A 15,153-nucleotide genomic window follows, 5' to 3' on the forward strand; every position below is an offset into this window, starting at 1 on the left:
GTCAGCACTTTGCAGAAGGAGCACCTGTCATGCCACCGGACATATCCACGATCAGCGCCGACTACATCGTCGTCGGCGGCGGAACCGCGGGCTCGGTGATAGCTTCCCGCCTCACCGAGGACCCCGACGTCAGCGTGGTGGTCGTCGAGGGCGGTCCGACCGACATCGACCGCGATGACGTCCTCACCCTTCGCCGTTGGCTCGGCCTGCTGGGCGGCGATCTCGACTACGCCTACCCCACCACCGAGCAGCATCGCGGCAATTCGCACATCCTGCACAGCCGGGCCAGGGTGCTCGGCGGCTGTTCCTCGCACAACACGCTGATCTCCTTCAAGCCGCTGCCGGGCGACTGGGACGAGTGGGCCGAAAACGGTGCGGCCGGCTGGGACGCGAAGTCCATGGACCCGTACTTCGCCAAGCTCCGCAACAACATCGTCGCGGTCGACGAGAAGGACCGGAACGCCATTGCCCGTGACTTCGTCGAGGCCGCGCGGAGCGCCGCGGACGTGCCCCGTGTGGAGGGCTTCAACAAGAAGCCGTTCCACGAAGGCGTCGGCTTCTTCGACCTCGCCTACCACCCGGAGAACAACAAGCGCTCCTCCGCTTCGGTTGCCTACCTTCACCCGCACATCGAGGCCGGCGACCGGCCCAACCTCCGGATCCTGCTGGAGACCTGGGCGTACAAAGTCGAACTCGAGGGCGCCCGGGCCACCGGTGTGCGGGCCCGCACCAAGGACGGTGAGGAGATCCTCCTGCGGGCGGACCGTGAACTGATCGTCTGTGCGGGCGCGGTGGACACGCCGCGGCTGCTGATGCTCTCAGGCGTCGGTCCGAAGCAGGACCTGGAAGCTCTGGGCATTCCCGTCGTGCACGATCTGCCGGGAGTCGGCGAGAACCTCCTCGACCACCCCGAGTCGGTCATCGTCTGGGAGACCGACGGCCCCATTCCCGAGAACTCCGCGATGGATTCCGACGCCGGACTCTTCGTCCGCCGCGACCCCGATTCCCGCGGTCCGGATCTCATGTTCCACTTCTACCAGATACCCTTCACCGACAACCCCGAACGCCTCGGCTATGAAAAGCCCGAGCACGGTGTGTCGATGACACCCAACATCCCCAAGCCGCGCAGCCGTGGCCGGCTGAGCCTCACCAGCGCCGATCCCGAAGTCAAACCCGCTCTGGATTTCCGGTACTTCACGGACGAGGACGACTACGACGGCAAGACCCTGGTCGACGGCATCCGGCTGGCCCGCGAGATCGCCAGGACCGAGCCGCTGGCACAGTGGCTGAAGCGTGAGGTCTGCCCCGGCCCCGACGTCACATCCGACGAGGACATCAGTGAGTACGCCCGCAAGGTCGCACACACCGTCTATCACCCTGCCGGAACGTGTCGGATCGGTGCGGTCGACGACCCGTCGGCCGTGGTCGATCCCGAGCTGAGGATCCGTGGCCTTTCCGGCATACGCATCGCCGACGCGTCCGTCTTTCCGACGATGCCCGCAGTGAACCCCATGATCGGAGTCCTGATGGTGGGAGAGAAGTGCGCCGAACTGTTGGCCGCGACCACCGAGCCGGGAGGCGATGCATGATGGCGACGACCGCCGCAGAGTCAGCCGACAACGTCAAGCACGACAGCACCGCAGTCGGGAGTGAACACACCGCACAGAACGGCGGGGACCGCCCGCGGGTCTTCTCGGTCCGCAACCTGTGGAAGGTCTTCGGCCCCAAGGCCGAGCGCATTCCCGGCGACAGCTCCCTCGATGGTCTGACGGGTGAGGAGATCCGCGAGCGCACCGGCTGCACGGCAGCCGTTCGCGACGTGTCCTTCGACGTCCATGAGGGCGAGGTCTTCGTCGTCATGGGTCTGTCCGGCTCCGGCAAGTCCACCTTGGTTCGCTGCCTGACCCGGCTGATCGAGCCGACCAGCGGCGAGCTGGAGATGGACGGCGAGGACGTGCGGGCGATGGACAAGTCCAAGCTGCGTGAGCTACGCCGTCACCGTGCCTCGATGGTCTTCCAGCACTTCGGGCTGCTGCCGCACCGCTCGGTCCTGGACAACGTCGGCTACGGACTGGAGATCCAGGGCGTCGGCAAGGCGGAACGCCGCACAACGGCCGCCGACTTCATCGAGAAGGTCGGTCTGACGGGCCTGGAGAACCGGCGGCCGCACCAGCTCTCCGGCGGCCAGCAGCAGCGCGTCGGCCTCGCCCGCGCACTCGCCGTGGACCCTGAAGTCCTGCTCTTCGACGAACCGTTCAGTGCCCTGGACCCGCTCATCCGCCGCGATATGCAGGAGGAGGTCGTCCGGTTGCACAACGAAGAGGGCCGCACCATGGTCTTCATCACCCACGACCTGTCCGAAGCGCTGACCCTCGGCGACCGGATCGCGCTGATGCGCGACGGCAGGATCGTTCAGCTCGGCACCCCCGAGGAGATCGTCGGCTCCCCGGCGGACGACTACGTCAGGGACTTCGTCCGGGATGTTCCGCGCGAGCAGGTCCTCACCGTCCGCAGGGCGATGCGGCCGGCCCGGGGCGACGAGGCGGCAGAAGGCGAGAGTGTCGGTCCGGGCACGCTGATCTCCGACGCCATCGAGGTCGTCGTACGCTCCGGCGGCGCAGTCCGGGTCGTTGACGGCGGGCGCTGCCTGGGCATCGTCGACCACGCCTGCCTGCTCGGTGTCGTGGCGCGTCTCGACGAGACGGAGGCGGCCGCGTGAGGTACCCCAACCCTGCCCCCGGCGAGACACCACGGACGGTGGCCATGGATGTGCCGCTCTCCACGGTGAAACGGGGGCACATATGACCACCGCCACCGCCACCCGCATCGGGACCGGGGCCAACCCGCCTCCCACACCCGACAACCCCTCCCGGCTGCACGCCGCGCTGCACCACAGTGGTGTGCGCAAGCTCCTGGTACTCGCCGTCATCGCCGCGATCCTGGTACCGATCGCGAACGCCAACTGGGGCAGCGGCTTGTGGCCCCACGCGCTCACCGTGGACGTCTCGAAACCGCTGGGGCACGTCAGCGACTGGATCATCGACAACCGGGACACCCACCCGGTCTTCATCTACTTCCTCGGCTACCTCAGCAACGCCGTGATCATCGCTGTCCGCGGCGTGTACCTGCTGCTGCTCGCGCTGGGCTGGGCCGGCGTGACCGCCGCCGTGACCCTGGTGGCCTGGCGCGTCGCCGGACTGCGTATCGGGATCACCGCACTGGTCTCCCTGCTCGTCTGCGGCGTGCTGGACATGTGGGTGCCGACCATGCAGACACTTGCGCTGATGGTGGTTGCGGTCGTCGTCTCGGTCCTCGTCGGCGCCGTCCTCGGTCTCGCGGGCGGACTGTCGGACCGGCTCTTCCGCATTCTGCGGCCCGTACTCGACACCATGCAGGTCCTGCCTGCCTTCGCGTATCTGCTGCCGGTCGTCCTGGTCTTCGGCATCGGCGTACCGGCCGCCCTGCTGGCCACCGTCGTGTACGCGGCACCGCCGATGGCGCGGCTCACCGCCCTCGGACTGCGCGGCGCCGACGCCGGCGTCCTGGAGGCCGTCGCTTCGCTCGGCTCCACCGCCCGGCAGCGGCTGGTCAGCGCGCGGCTGCCACTGGCCCGCAAGGAACTGCTCCTCGGTCTCAATCAGACGATCATGATGGCCCTGTCCATGGTCGTCATCGCCTCGCTGATCGGTGCGGCCGGTCTCGGTGACCGGGTCTACCAGGCACTGGCTTCCGTCGACGTCGGCGCCGCACTGGCCGCCGCGATTCCGATCGTGCTGCTCGCGATCGTCATGGACCGCACCACCGCGGCCGCGGGCGCTCGGCTGGGCACCGAACCCACCGGGCCACCGGCTCTTCGGGGCCTGCGCGGATGGGCCATGGTGGTCGTCCTGACCGCGGTCGTCGCCGTGGCCGTGCGGCTGGCCGCTTCCACCCTCTGGCCGAGCGGTCTGAACGTGGACATCACCACACCGGTCAACGACTTCAAGGAGTGGATGGTCGACCATCTCTACTCCGGAGTACCGGTCGTCGGCGGCACCGCCGACTGGGCAGCGCACTTCACCTCATGGATCCTGGATCCGCTCAGGGACGGCCTGACCGGGCTGCCCTGGTGGGGAGCGCTGCTGATCGTCGCCGCACTCGCCTGGCTGATCGGCACCTGGCAGACAGCCCTGACCGCGGTACTCGCGATGGGCGTCATCGGCCTCCTCGGTACCTGGAAAGCCTCCATGGACACGCTCTCCCAGGTGCTGGCCGCCCTGGTCGTCACCCTCGTCATCGGATTCGCCGTGGGCATCCTGGCCGCCGGAAGCCGCCGGGCCGAAGCCGTGCTGCGGCCGGTCCTGGACGTCATGCAGACCATGCCGCAGTTCGTGTACCTCATCCCGGTGGTCGCGCTGTTCGCCGTGGGCCGTGCCCCGGCGGCCGCCGCAGCCGTCGTGTACGCGCTGCCCGCCGTCATCCGCATCACCACCCAGGGCCTGCGGCAGGTCGAGCCGGCCGCGGTCGAGTCGGCCCGTTCGCTGGGCGCCACCCGCTGGCAACTGCTGCGCCAGGTCCAGCTGCCGCTGGCCCGCCCGTCGCTGCTGCTGGCGGTCAACCAGGGTGTGGTCCTGGTGCTCGCGGTCGTGATCATCGGCGGCCTGGTCGGCGGTGGCGCGCTCGGATACGACGTCGTCACCGGCCTCGCCACCGGCGACCTGGCGATCGGCCTCGTCGCAGGAGTGGCCATCGTGTGCCTGGGGCTGATGCTCGACCGGGTCACCCAACCGACACAGCGCCACGCACGGAAGGGAGCCTGACCCATGTCCCGTATCAGGACCACCCGCAACCGCCGGGTCACGGCCGTCGTCACGTCCCTGGCGGCAGGCTCCCTGCTGGTCTCCCTCAGCGGCTGCGGCGCCGCGGACATGACCAAGCAGTCCTCCCCCTTCGCCGCCGCCAAGGGCGCCAAGTCCGTGACGCTCTCCGTGCAGAGCTGGGTCGGCGCACAGTCCAACGTGGCCGTCGCCACGTATCTGCTCGAGCACAAGATGGGCTACCGGGTCGACACCGTCCAGGTGGACGAGATCCCCGCCTGGGACGCACTCAGCCAGGGCCGGGTCGATGCCATCCTGGAGGACTGGGGCCACCCGGACCAGGAGCAGCGGTACGTCAAGGACAAGAAGACGATCACCGCGGGCGGTGACCTGGGTGTGACCGGCCATATCGGCTGGTTCGTGCCGAAGTACTGGGCCGACAAGCACCCCGACGTCACCAACTGGAAGAACCTCAACAAGTACGCCGCGCAACTGCGCACGGCGGAGAGCGGCGACAAGGGCCAGCTCATGGACGGCTCGCCGTCCTATGTCACCAACGACAAGGCGCTGGTGAAGAACCTCAAGCTGAACTTCGACGTCGTCTTCGCCGGTTCGGAGGCGGCCCAGATCACCCAGATCCAGCAGTTCGCCAAGGAGAAGAAGCCCTTCCTCACCTACTGGTACGAGCCGCAGTGGCTGTTCAACGAGGTGCCGATGAAGGAGGTCGAACTGCCCGAGTACACCGACGCGTGTGCGAAGAAGGGTCTCAAGGATCCGACGACGGTGGACTGCGCCTACCCGTCCACGCCGCTGCAGAAGTACTTCAACACCGAGTTCGTCAAGACAGGCGGGGACGCCGCCACGTTCCTGAAGAACTTCAAGTGGACGAAGGACGACCAGAACAAGGTGTCCGAGATGATCGCTTCCCAGGGGCTGTCCGCCGATGAGGCGGCCAAGCGCTGGGTGGAGAAGAACCCGGACGTCTGGCAGAAGTGGCTCCCCGCAAAGAAGTGACCGGCGGCCCGGATCCGGCGAATGAACTGTTTCAATGGGGACAATCGCTGGACCCGGGAGAGAGCGCAGGACCCCATGGCCGGAATCAAGGACGTGGCACGGGAGGCCGGCGTCTCAGTGGGCACCGTCTCCAATGTGATCAACCGCCCCGAGACGGTCTCCGAGGTGACCAGGGAGCGCGTGCAGTCGGTCATCAGGCGGCTGGGCTATGTGCGCAGCGAATCCGCCCGCCAGCTACGGGCCGGGCACAGCCGGATCATGGCGCTGCTGGTACTGGACATGGGGAACCCGTTCTTCGTCGACGTGGTCCGCGGCGCCGAGTCGTCGGCCCGCAGCGCCGGGCTCGGTGTGATGGTCTGCAACAGTGGCCAGAGCCCCGCCGAGGAGGCGACGTACCTCTCGCTCTTCATGGAACAGCGGGTGCGCGGCGTCCTGTTGTCACCGGTGGACACCACCGGGGCCAATCTGGACTCGCTGCGCCGGCAGAACATTCCGTTCGTCCTCGTCGACCGGGTGGGAGACGAGCCCGGTGAATGCTCGGTGTCCGTCGACGACACGGTGGGCGGCGCGCTGGCGGCCCGGCACCTGATCGGCGCCGGGCACCGCACCATCGCGTACATCAGCGGGCCACCCCACCTCCAGCAGGTCAAGGACCGGCGCGACGGCATGCTGCTGGCACTGGCCGAGGCGGGCCTGCCCGCCGGGGCGCTGCTGGAGATTCCCGCCGACCGCCTCGACGTGGCGGCCGGCCGCGACGCGGGTTCCCGGCTGCTCGGGCTCGCCCCACGCCCCACCGCGGTCTTCTGTGCCAACGACCTGCTGGCGTTGGGTGTTCTGCAGGTGGTGTACGCGGCCGGGCTCGCGGTGCCGCAGGATCTGGCGATCGTCGGGTATGACGACATCGAGTTCGCCGCCGCGGCTGCCGTGCCGCTGACTTCCGTACGCCAGCCCGCGGTGGCGATGGGCAGAATGGCCGCGGACCTGTTGCTCGAGGAGGTCGGCCCGGACGCCCGGGACCACCGGCACCAGCGGGTGGTCCTCCAGCCCGAACTCGTGGTCCGGGAGTCGAGCGGCACTCGCCGCTGACCTCGCAGCCGCTCTCAGGAGGGGAAGGAGCGCGTGGTGACAGTGAAAAGCGCTCCGTCGGGATCGCGCAGCGTCGCCTCGCTCTTCTCCTTCGTACAGTGTTCGTGGAGCGCGACACCGCCGTGTTCGCGTGCGGCCCGCACGGTGGCGGCCACATCGGCCACCGGGAAGTGGACATGCCAGCCGGGACGGATACGGGGGTCCGGCGCGGAACCGACCGCACCCGAACTCAGCCGGGCCAGCACCTGGGAGCCGCCGTACAGTACGACCTCGTCCCCTTCGTAGTCCGGTTCGCAGCATCCCGGCCGGCCGGTCGCCCAGTCGAGAACCTCGCCGTAGAAGATCGCCGCTTCGAGCGCGTCACGCGTGCGCAGGTGCAGCCAGGCGGGGGTTCTCCGGCGCCAGATCGGCCAGTCGACCGGAAGCCGGCCCTCCCAGACCCCGAAGGTCGCCCCGTCCCGGTCCGCCGCAAGCGCGCCGCGCCCCACTGGGAAGGTGAGCGGGCCGACGGCAACCGTACCGCTGCGTTCCCGGATCCGGGACACGGCTCGGTCGGCGTCATCGACCGCGAAATACGACGTCCAGGCGACGGCCACCTGCAGTGACGGCGCCAGAGCGCCGATGCCGGCGACCGGTGCGTCGTCGATGAGCGCGAGAGTGAAGTCGTCCCCGAGCCTGGTCCGGCGAAAGCGCCATCCGAGCACCGCACCGTAGAAGTCCTGCGCACTCCTCAGGTCACGGGTCATCAGGCTCACCCAGCAAGGGGCGCCCAGCACGTCGCTGCTCGATGTCTCGCCGGAAACCATGCTCAGTGTCATGTTTCGTCCAACGCGTTTCTGTCTCGCTCGGATGAGGCTCGCGGGACTCCTTCACCGCACCGACCACCCTATTCCAGGAGAAAGCCTGTCGTAAGGGTGCGGGGGACGCCGGTGGGTGGGGGACGCGCTCTGAGGGACGGCTCCTACTTCTTGAAGGCGTCCTTGGCCTTTTCCTTGGCCTGGCGCAGGTCACCTTTGGATTCACCTGCTCGGCCCTCTGCCGCCATCGATTCGTTGCCGACGGTACGGCCGACAGCCTTCTTGGCCTTGCCCTTGGCCTGCTCGGCCCTCGCTCGGGTCTTGTCTTCCTCAGCCACAGCCACTCACATCCTTGCTGTCTTGGAAAGCAGTGCCGGCGGGCACCTCGCTCGGCGCTAGGCCGAGGCGGAGCCCCGCCGGCCCGGTGCGGAGAGAGCCGTCTCGGTCGCGCCCAGACGGATCGCATCGATCACGGCCTGATGAAGCGACCTGCTCTCCTCCTGGGAGGGGCACGGCACCGGGCTGCCCGGCAGGGTGAACCAGTCCAGTGCACCGGTGAACTGGACCGCCACCTCGGCCTGACCGTCGATCCAGGTGGTGTGCACGGTCAAGTCTCCGCTGATGGGGCCCACTTCAACCGTTCTGACCCCGCCTGCGCCCGTGAAGACGCCACTCGTTGTCCACGACGCCCAGCTCGTCATCGGTACCTCCCACACGGTCGAGCAGCCCGCACGACGATCACGGGTTGGCGCACCTCGACTTTTTCCAGTGTGCCACCCGTGACTGGCCCCCGCGCCCCGGGAAACGGCCGGGCCTGCTGCCTGCTCCGGATCACACGGACCGGGTCGGCGGATACACGGCGATGACGTCGGCGATGGTGTGCCCGCCCTCCCACCAGTCGACGTCATCGGAGGCACAACTGCGCCCCGCGGTTTCCACGGCGGCAGCAGCGGCCGCACGGACCCGGTGCCAGAGCAGCGTGTCGTCGGGATGCCCGCTCTCCGCTCGGGCGATGAGCACCGCACGCTGCACCGCTCCGGCGCCACGCACCTGCGGCGCGTCGCACAGCGCGGCGTACGGGGTCCGGCGCAGCGTCGCGGAGAGGCCCTTCTCCGTCGCGGTGGCGAGCGGGATGCGCAGAGCGTCCCGCGGGGTTTCCGCGCGCAGCACGACGGCCTGGGCGTGAAGTGCCGCCGCGAGCAGCACCACCACCAGCGGACGGTCCGAGCCGGTGAGCGTCACACTGTCGGTCTCGCTGAAGCGTCTCGTGCGCCGGCGGTGATCGAGCTGGATCCGCACCAGCAGCTCGGCCCACTCGACGCACTGCTCCCAGATCGTTTCCGGTGCCCGGTCGGGCCCCGCCACATCATCGAGTGTCATGAACGGCACCGTATCGCTCACCCGTGCCGGAGGTCCCGAAGTCCCCGATGACGGACGATGCCCCGGTTTCTCCGCGCCCCAGGGGTGGGCTGTCCGGGGGGTGATTCGGGCATTCGGCGCCGGGGATGTCAGGATGGAAACATGACGATCAAGGCGTACTTCGACATCACCATCAACGACGAGCCCGCCGGGCGGATCACCTTCAACCTGTTCGACGAGACGGTTCCCAGGACGGCCGAGAACTTCCGTGCGCTGGCCACCGGCGAGAAGGGCTTCGGTTACGCGGGCTCCGGGTTCCACCGGGTCATCCCGGCCTTCATGCTGCAGGGCGGCGACTTCACCAGGGGCAACGGCACCGGCGGCAAGAGCATCTACGGTGAGAAGTTCGCGGACGAGAACTTCACCCTGAAGCACGACAGGCCCGGCCTGCTCTCGATGGCCAACGCCGGCCCCAACAGCAACGGCTCCCAGTTCTTCATCACCACCGTGGTGACCCCGTGGCTGGACGGCAAGCACGTCGTCTTCGGCGAGGTCGCCGACAGCGCGGGCATGGACCTGGTCAAGCGGATCGAGGGATACGGGTCGTCCAACGGCAGTACCAAGGCCAAGATCACCATTTCGGACTCCGGCGTCATCTGACGGACCGCGGAAATCGTGTGCGGCCGCGGCGACCCTCGCGGCCGCACCGGCTGCGGCAGCCAACAGCGGTTCAGGATGCTGCGAGGAGACATGTCAGGTGCCGGAAAATCCCCCATCGCAGCTTCCTGTCGTGCCCGCGGTGCTGGCAGAGGAGCGCAGACTCCGTAAGGACCTCGGTTTCTGGGGCCTGACCGCGATCGGGTTCTCCAACATCCTGGGCTCGGGCTGGTTGTTCGCCGCCCTGTACGCCGCACAGACCGCCGGCCCCGCCGCCCTGTTGTCCTGGGTCGCGGCGGGCGTGCTGTGTGCCTTGGTGGCGCTGGTGATGGTGGAGCTCGGAGCCACCCGCCCGGAGGGCGGCGGCACGGTGCGCTGGCCGCTGTACGCGAGCGGACGGCTGGTCGGCACGGTCATCGGCTGGTCCGTGCTGCTGTCGGTCGGAGGCACCGCGGCGGAGATCAGCGCGATCATGCAGTATGCCGCGCACTATCTGCCCGGCCTGTACGCGCACGGCAGGCTCAGCGCGTCCGGCCTGGGTGTCGCCACGGCCCTGAGCGTGCTGCTGACGGGGCTCAACTGGTTCGCCGTGCGGGTGTTCGCCCGGCTGAACAACCTGGTCTCGCTGTTCAAGGTCATCATTCCCGTGGTCACCGTGGTGGCGCTGTTCCTGTCGGGCACCCACTCCGGACGCCTCACCGACCACGGTGGTTTCGCTCCGTACGGATACGCAGCCTGTCTGACGGCGCTCGCCAGCGGCGGCATCGTGTACTCGGTCAACGGATTCCAGGCGCCGCTCGACTTCTCCGGTGAGGCCCGCAGGCCACGCCGCACGGTACCGGCCGCGGTCCTCACCGGAATCGGCCTCGCGGTCCTGGTCTACCTCGGACTGCAGCTGGCGTTCCTCTTCACCGTCCCCGACGCACTGCTCGGCCACGGCTGGCACGGAGTCAACTTCGACTCGCCCTTCGGTCAGCTCGCCCTGGTGCTCAATCTGCACTGGCTGGCGACGCTGCTCTATGCCGACGCGGTGGTCTCTCCTGGCGGCTCGGCCTACGTCGGGGTGGCCATCGACGCCCGGCACACCTACGCACTGGCCAAGAACGGACTGCTGCCCCGCTTCTTCATGCGCATCGATGCCGGCTCGGGGACGGCGCGCCGGGCGCTGGTGCTCAACCTGGCGGTCATCATCATCTTCATGCTGCCGTTCGGCGGCTGGCAGGACATCGTCAGCGTGATGGGGGATATGTATCTGCTCATCTACGCGGCATCGGCCGTCGCCGTCGCAACGTTCCGGGCACATGACCGGGAACAGGGCCGGGCACGGACCGAAGGTCAGGTGCCCGGAGTGCGCTGGATCGCGCCGGTGAGCTTCGTGGTGGCCGGCGAATTCGTCTACTGGTCGGGCTGGCACGATCTGCGGCTCGCCCTGCCGCTCGTGCTGGTAGGCGTCCCGCTGTTCCTGACGTTGCGCAGGCAAGCGGACGGGCCTTCTCCGCGCGACGAACTGCGGCACGGAGCCTGGCTGGTCTGCTATCTGGCCGCACTCACCCTGCTGTCATGGCTCGGCACGTTCGGCGGTTCCGGCCACCTGCCCGCGCCCTACGACACCGTGGCGGTGGGCGCCGTCTCGCTTGCCGTGTTCGGCTGGGCGGTCCGCTCGGGCGCCGACCATCTCAGAACTGATCCCCCCGAGGTCTCACCGGGCCCAGCCGTGTGAACGCGCGGTCCTCGCCGCGGGTGTCCAGCTGCTGACCGGCGCCGATCCGGTGCGGGCCGGTCGTGCGATGCTGGGGCCTGTCCGGAACCGGACCTGGGCAGAAATCAGGAGAGTACGGCAGCGCGATGGCAGTGAAACGGGGTAGCGGCACCGGTATCTGGGGCCGATTCGCGGCATCCGACCCGGGGCTCCTGCGGCTGATGGCCGGATTGCGCACGGTGGGCTCGATCGCATTCACCCTGGTCGTACTCGCCGTGCTTCACACCGCCGTCACACATCTGGTCGCCGGCGCCATGACGGCCATGGTCGCCACCTTCGCCATCAGGGAGAAGCAGGTAAGGGCCCAGGCGATCACCCTCGCGCTGGGGCTGCCCGTCGTCCTGGCGGCCATGTCGCTGGGCGCACTGCTCAACACCCGGATCATCGCCGGTGACGCCTTCTTCGTTCTGCTGATCTTCGGCGCCGTGTACTTCCGCCGGTTCGGCGACCGGGCCACCGCGCTCGGACTGATGGGCTTCCAGGTCTACTTCGTTTCGCTCTTCGTGCACGCCACATCCGCGGCCCTGCCAGAGCTGTACGTGGCCCTGACCATCGCCTTCGCCGGCAGCGCGATCGTACGCTTCGCCCTGGTGCCCGAGACGCCCGAACGCACCCTGGGCCGATTGCGAGAGGCGTTCCGAGCGCGTCTCGCCCAGCTGGTGGCCACCCAGCTCGAACTGCTGGACGCCACCCCGGATCAGCTGGACAAGGTCCTCGACGACCTGCGCAGACACACCGCGCGGTTGCACGAAGCCGCTCTGATGATCCAGGGCCGCCTCGAGGAGGGCACCCGTCACGCGGGCGATGCGGCGCTGGTGCAACGCCGCGTCGCCGAGGCCGAGATCGCCGCCGAAAGGCTCGGTGTCCTGCTGCTCAACGCCCGCAGTGCCGAGCGGGCGGACACCCTCACCCTGCACCTTCCGCACGCGCCGGTCCCGGCTCCGGCCGGGGCAATGGCGGAGGGAACGCGCCGCGAGGACGACACGACCGCGGCCCTGCGCCGCGACCTGACCGCGCTGCACCTGCTGGTGACCCGGCTCGGCCCCGACAGCCGCGGCACGGCGCTGGCCCATCTGCGCAACCGGCTGCTCGGCTACCGCGATGAGGGGAACCTGCCGCCCACCTCGCTCGCTGTCCAGGACGTCTTCCGCGGACTGGGCGAGGCCGCACGTTCCGTCCTGGGCCTGCGGCTGGCGCTGGACGGACCGCAGGACGAGTCGGACGACGCACCCGAAACCACTCGCTCCCGCGAGGAGTTCGAGGCCGAGGACATCGCGTTCGCGGAAGGCCCGGAAGACGCCGAGGAGGCCCGCGGGCTGCAACGCTCCACCACCCGCGCAGCCTTCCAGGTGGCGGTGGGCTCCACACTGGCCATTGTCGGCGGTGAGTTCCTGTCCAGCCAGCGCTGGTACTGGGCGGTACTCACTTGCTGGGTGGTCTTCCTCAACACGGCGTCCACCGGCGAGATCGTGATCAAGGGCTATCGCCGGCTGCTGGGTACGGTCCTCGGGGTGGTCGCCGGGGTCGGCCTGGCCGGCCTCGTCGGCAACCACACGTGGACCGCGTTCGCCCTGGTACTGGTCCTGATCTTCGGGATGTTCTTCACGGCGCCCCTGTCGTACGCGCTGATGTCCTTCTTCGTCACCGCGATGCTGGGGTTGCTCTACACCCTGCTCCACACCTACAGCTTCGCCGTCCTCGTGCTGCGGATCGAGGAGACGGCGCTGGGGGCGGCCTGTGGTGTCATCGCCGCCGTGCTGGTACTTCCCGTGCACACCGACCGCCGCACCGACGAACTGCTGCGTACCGTCCTCGCCCGACTGCGGGACATCTCCACTGCCGCGGTGTCACAGCTCAGCGGCGGTCCCGCGGTCGATCTGCTGGACATGGCGCGTGACCTGGACACCGCACTGGACGACCTGCGCCGATCCACCAGGCCACTGACGCACCCCATCACCCCGTTGCGGGTGCGCCGCCAGACAGTCCGTTACCTGGTGGCACTGCTGGAGACCTGCGCCTACCACACCCGTTCGCTGGCCGCGACGGCCGAATTGGTGCCGTACAGCAGGACCGTGGCGGCGGACCCACGCCTCGAGCGGGCAGGCAGGCGCATCGCACACAACATCGACGTGCTCGTCGCCGGCCTTCTGGACGAGGACGCGGGCGGCGAAGTGGAGTCCGGCGCCAGCATCGCCTCGATGCTGGAGGACAGCGGCTCCGGAATTCCACGCTCGGGCACGGTGACCTTCCGCGTACTGCGCCACCTGCAGCGTCTGGACGAAGGCGTGGCGGGGCTGGCCCGCCCGCTCGGCGTTCCCGTCGTCGGCCGGGACGAGCACAAGAAGGGCTAGCACGGACGACACGCGGGGCCCGGGGCACGCCGCGCGGGTTTCATCGGTACGGGTGAGGATGGAGTTCCGCGACCGTGGACAGCGGTGACACCGTCACCAGCACATCGGAGGAACTCCCATGCTGACGACCAACTACGTGCCGGGCACACCGAACTGGCTCGATCTTGGAGCCCCCGACATCGACGCAGCGGTCTCCTTCTACAGCGCCGTTTTCGGCTGGACCTTCGAGTCCGCCGGCCCCGATGCGGGCGGTTACGGGTTCTTCCAGCTGAACGGCAGGACGGTCGCCGCGGTCGGTCCTCTGACCGAGGACGGTGCGAGTTCGTCCTGGACGGTGTACTTCCACAGCACGGACGCCGACCGCACGACCGACGCCGTGCGGCAGGCCGGCGGGAATGTACGTCGTCCGGCCATGGATGTCTTTACCGCCGGGCGGCTGGCCGCCTTCACGGACCCCACGGGCGCCGATTTCGCCGTGTGGCAACCGGGCGACGTGCAAGGCCTGGAATCGGTGATGGACGCGAACACCCTCTGCTGGACGGAACTGCACACCATCGACGCGGCGGCAGCGAAGGAGTTCTACCGTTCGGTCTTCGCCTGGGACTACCAGGACATGACGATGGGTGGCGACATGGTGTACACCGTAGCCTCCTCGCCGGGCGGGGGTGTGGAAGGTGACACGGGGCAGGGTGGCATCATGCAGCTCCCGAAGGAGAACGTGCTGGCCGGTTCGACATCCGAGTGGCATCCGTACTTCGGTGTGCAGGACTGCGACGCGACGTTCGCCGCGGCCACCGAACGCGGAGCCACCGTCATGATGCCGCCGAGCGACGCGCCGGGTGTCGGACGTCTGGCGATGTTGCGTGACCCCGCAGGCGCTCAGTTCGCCCTCATCAAGGGCGACCCGGCGACGGCATGATCCCGCCCCAACGACCTTGTGCTGCGTACGGTCGCCTGCCGTGCGGTCGCCTGCGGTGCGGTCGGCCTGTCAGTGGTGGCTGGCAGGGTGGAGGGCATGGACGAATTGATACGGCGCAGGGTGTACGGCGCCGACCATGACGACCCGGACCCGGGCCCGCGGCCCGGCCATGTCTACCGGGAGCTGGTGGGCGGGCCGTTGGACGGTTTGCTGCTGGATGTGACCGGTTGGAGCGGAGCGCAGCTGGGGGAGGGGGCGGTCCTCGTCACCGAGATCGGCTCCTACGGCCCCGGCGGGCGGACGCTCTACGGCCCCCGCGCAGCGGACCCGTTGCGATGGGACTGGGAGGGAGACACACCCTGACCGCCGTCCGGCCCTTCTTGCGGGCCGGACGGCGGTCAGGGTGCGGACGGGT

General features: G+C 68.9%; 14 protein-coding genes. 10 read left to right on the plus strand and 4 right to left on the minus strand.

Annotation, left to right across the window (positions count from 1 at the left end; translation table 11 throughout):
• Positions 1-29 precede the first annotated feature (29 nt).
• From AB0M87_RS13740 to AB0M87_RS13760, 5 genes are all read left to right on the plus strand, one after another.
• Positions 30-1,589 (plus strand): GMC oxidoreductase, encoded by a 1,560-nt coding sequence (locus AB0M87_RS13740; RefSeq protein ID WP_365852268.1) that lies wholly within the window; start codon positions 30-32, stop codon positions 1,587-1,589.
• The gene (locus AB0M87_RS13745; RefSeq protein WP_365852679.1) at positions 1,589-2,719 is read left to right on the plus strand and encodes a glycine betaine/L-proline ABC transporter ATP-binding protein; all 1,131 of its coding nucleotides are present in this window, start codon (positions 1,589-1,591) and stop codon (positions 2,717-2,719) included. Before AB0M87_RS13740 ends, AB0M87_RS13745 begins: the two co-directional genes overlap by 1 nt.
• Before the next feature lie 82 nt (positions 2,720-2,801).
• A complete protein-coding gene (locus AB0M87_RS13750; RefSeq protein ID WP_365852270.1) occupies positions 2,802-4,799 on the plus strand; it encodes an ABC transporter permease subunit in 1,998 nt (665 codons plus the stop codon).
• Positions 4,800-4,802: 3 nt separating this feature from the next.
• Positions 4,803-5,810, plus strand: coding sequence for an ABC transporter substrate-binding protein (locus AB0M87_RS13755; protein WP_365852272.1), 1,008 nt, complete (start codon positions 4,803-4,805; stop codon positions 5,808-5,810).
• A 75-nt stretch (positions 5,811-5,885) separates the two neighbouring features.
• Positions 5,886-6,896: a LacI family DNA-binding transcriptional regulator gene (locus AB0M87_RS13760; protein ID WP_365852274.1), complete on the plus strand. Its 1,011-nt coding sequence runs from the start codon at positions 5,886-5,888 to the stop codon at positions 6,894-6,896.
• A 14-nt stretch (positions 6,897-6,910) separates the two neighbouring features.
• Here the strand turns inward: AB0M87_RS13760 and AB0M87_RS13765 are convergent, their stop codons facing one another.
• The 4 genes from AB0M87_RS13765 to AB0M87_RS13780 form a co-directional block, all read right to left on the minus strand.
• Entirely contained in the window at positions 6,911-7,714 is an 804-nt protein-coding gene (locus tag AB0M87_RS13765; RefSeq protein ID WP_365852276.1) for a VOC family protein, read from the minus strand.
• Between the two features lie 143 nt (positions 7,715-7,857).
• Positions 7,858-8,031, minus strand: coding sequence for a CsbD family protein (locus AB0M87_RS13770; protein WP_365852278.1), 174 nt, complete (start codon positions 8,029-8,031; stop codon positions 7,858-7,860).
• A gap of 57 nt (positions 8,032-8,088) precedes the next feature.
• The gene (locus AB0M87_RS13775; RefSeq protein WP_365852280.1) at positions 8,089-8,394 is read right to left on the minus strand and encodes a hypothetical protein; all 306 of its coding nucleotides are present in this window, start codon (positions 8,392-8,394) and stop codon (positions 8,089-8,091) included.
• Positions 8,395-8,524: 130 nt separating this feature from the next.
• A complete protein-coding gene (locus tag AB0M87_RS13780) occupies positions 8,525-9,073 on the minus strand; it encodes a hypothetical protein (protein WP_365852282.1) in 549 nt (182 codons plus the stop codon).
• A gap of 141 nt (positions 9,074-9,214) precedes the next feature.
• On the opposite strand from AB0M87_RS13780, the gene AB0M87_RS13785 reads away from it, so the two are divergent.
• The 5 genes from AB0M87_RS13785 to AB0M87_RS13805 all read left to right on the plus strand — a co-directional run bounded on the left by AB0M87_RS13785 (position 9,215) and on the right by AB0M87_RS13805 (position 15,101).
• Positions 9,215-9,712, plus strand: a complete 498-nt coding sequence (locus tag AB0M87_RS13785; protein ID WP_365852284.1) for a peptidylprolyl isomerase — start codon at positions 9,215-9,217, stop codon at positions 9,710-9,712.
• Positions 9,713-9,842: 130 nt separating this feature from the next.
• Positions 9,843-11,429 carry an APC family permease gene (locus AB0M87_RS13790; protein WP_365852286.1) on the plus strand — a complete coding sequence of 529 codons (1,587 nt, stop codon included), beginning with the start codon at positions 9,843-9,845 and terminating at the stop codon, positions 11,427-11,429.
• 125 nt (positions 11,430-11,554) lie between these two features.
• Positions 11,555-13,819, plus strand: coding sequence for an FUSC family protein (locus AB0M87_RS13795; RefSeq protein WP_365852288.1), 2,265 nt, complete (start codon positions 11,555-11,557; stop codon positions 13,817-13,819).
• A 118-nt stretch (positions 13,820-13,937) separates the two neighbouring features.
• Positions 13,938-14,738 (plus strand): VOC family protein, encoded by an 801-nt coding sequence (locus AB0M87_RS13800; protein ID WP_365852290.1) that lies wholly within the window; start codon positions 13,938-13,940, stop codon positions 14,736-14,738.
• A 96-nt stretch (positions 14,739-14,834) separates the two neighbouring features.
• Positions 14,835-15,101, plus strand: a complete 267-nt coding sequence (locus AB0M87_RS13805) for a hypothetical protein (protein ID WP_365852292.1) — start codon at positions 14,835-14,837, stop codon at positions 15,099-15,101.
• Positions 15,102-15,153 lie beyond the last annotated feature (52 nt).

The organism is Streptomyces sp. NPDC051320 (genome assembly GCF_040682175.1).
GTDB lineage: Bacteria > Actinomycetota > Actinomycetes > Streptomycetales > Streptomycetaceae > Streptomyces.

Coding starts and splice junctions, on each gene's coding strand:
- AB0M87_RS13740 (WP_365852268.1), top strand. CDS start 30: ATGCCACCGGACATATCCACGATCAGCGCCGACTACATCGTCGTCGGC.
- AB0M87_RS13745 (WP_365852679.1), top strand. CDS start 1,589: ATGGCGACGACCGCCGCAGAGTCAGCCGACAACGTCAAGCACGACAGC.
- AB0M87_RS13750 (WP_365852270.1), top strand. CDS start 2,802: ATGACCACCGCCACCGCCACCCGCATCGGGACCGGGGCCAACCCGCCT.
- AB0M87_RS13755 (WP_365852272.1), top strand. CDS start 4,803: ATGTCCCGTATCAGGACCACCCGCAACCGCCGGGTCACGGCCGTCGTC.
- AB0M87_RS13760 (WP_365852274.1), top strand. CDS start 5,886: ATGGCCGGAATCAAGGACGTGGCACGGGAGGCCGGCGTCTCAGTGGGC.
- AB0M87_RS13765 (WP_365852276.1), bottom strand. CDS start 7,714: ATGACACTGAGCATGGTTTCCGGCGAGACATCGAGCAGCGACGTGCTG.
- AB0M87_RS13775 (WP_365852280.1), bottom strand. CDS start 8,394: ATGACGAGCTGGGCGTCGTGGACAACGAGTGGCGTCTTCACGGGCGCA.
- AB0M87_RS13780 (WP_365852282.1), bottom strand. CDS start 9,073: ATGACACTCGATGATGTGGCGGGGCCCGACCGGGCACCGGAAACGATC.
- AB0M87_RS13785 (WP_365852284.1), top strand. CDS start 9,215: ATGACGATCAAGGCGTACTTCGACATCACCATCAACGACGAGCCCGCC.
- AB0M87_RS13795 (WP_365852288.1), top strand. CDS start 11,555: ATGGCAGTGAAACGGGGTAGCGGCACCGGTATCTGGGGCCGATTCGCG.
- AB0M87_RS13800 (WP_365852290.1), top strand. CDS start 13,938: ATGCTGACGACCAACTACGTGCCGGGCACACCGAACTGGCTCGATCTT.
- AB0M87_RS13805 (WP_365852292.1), top strand. CDS start 14,835: ATGGACGAATTGATACGGCGCAGGGTGTACGGCGCCGACCATGACGAC.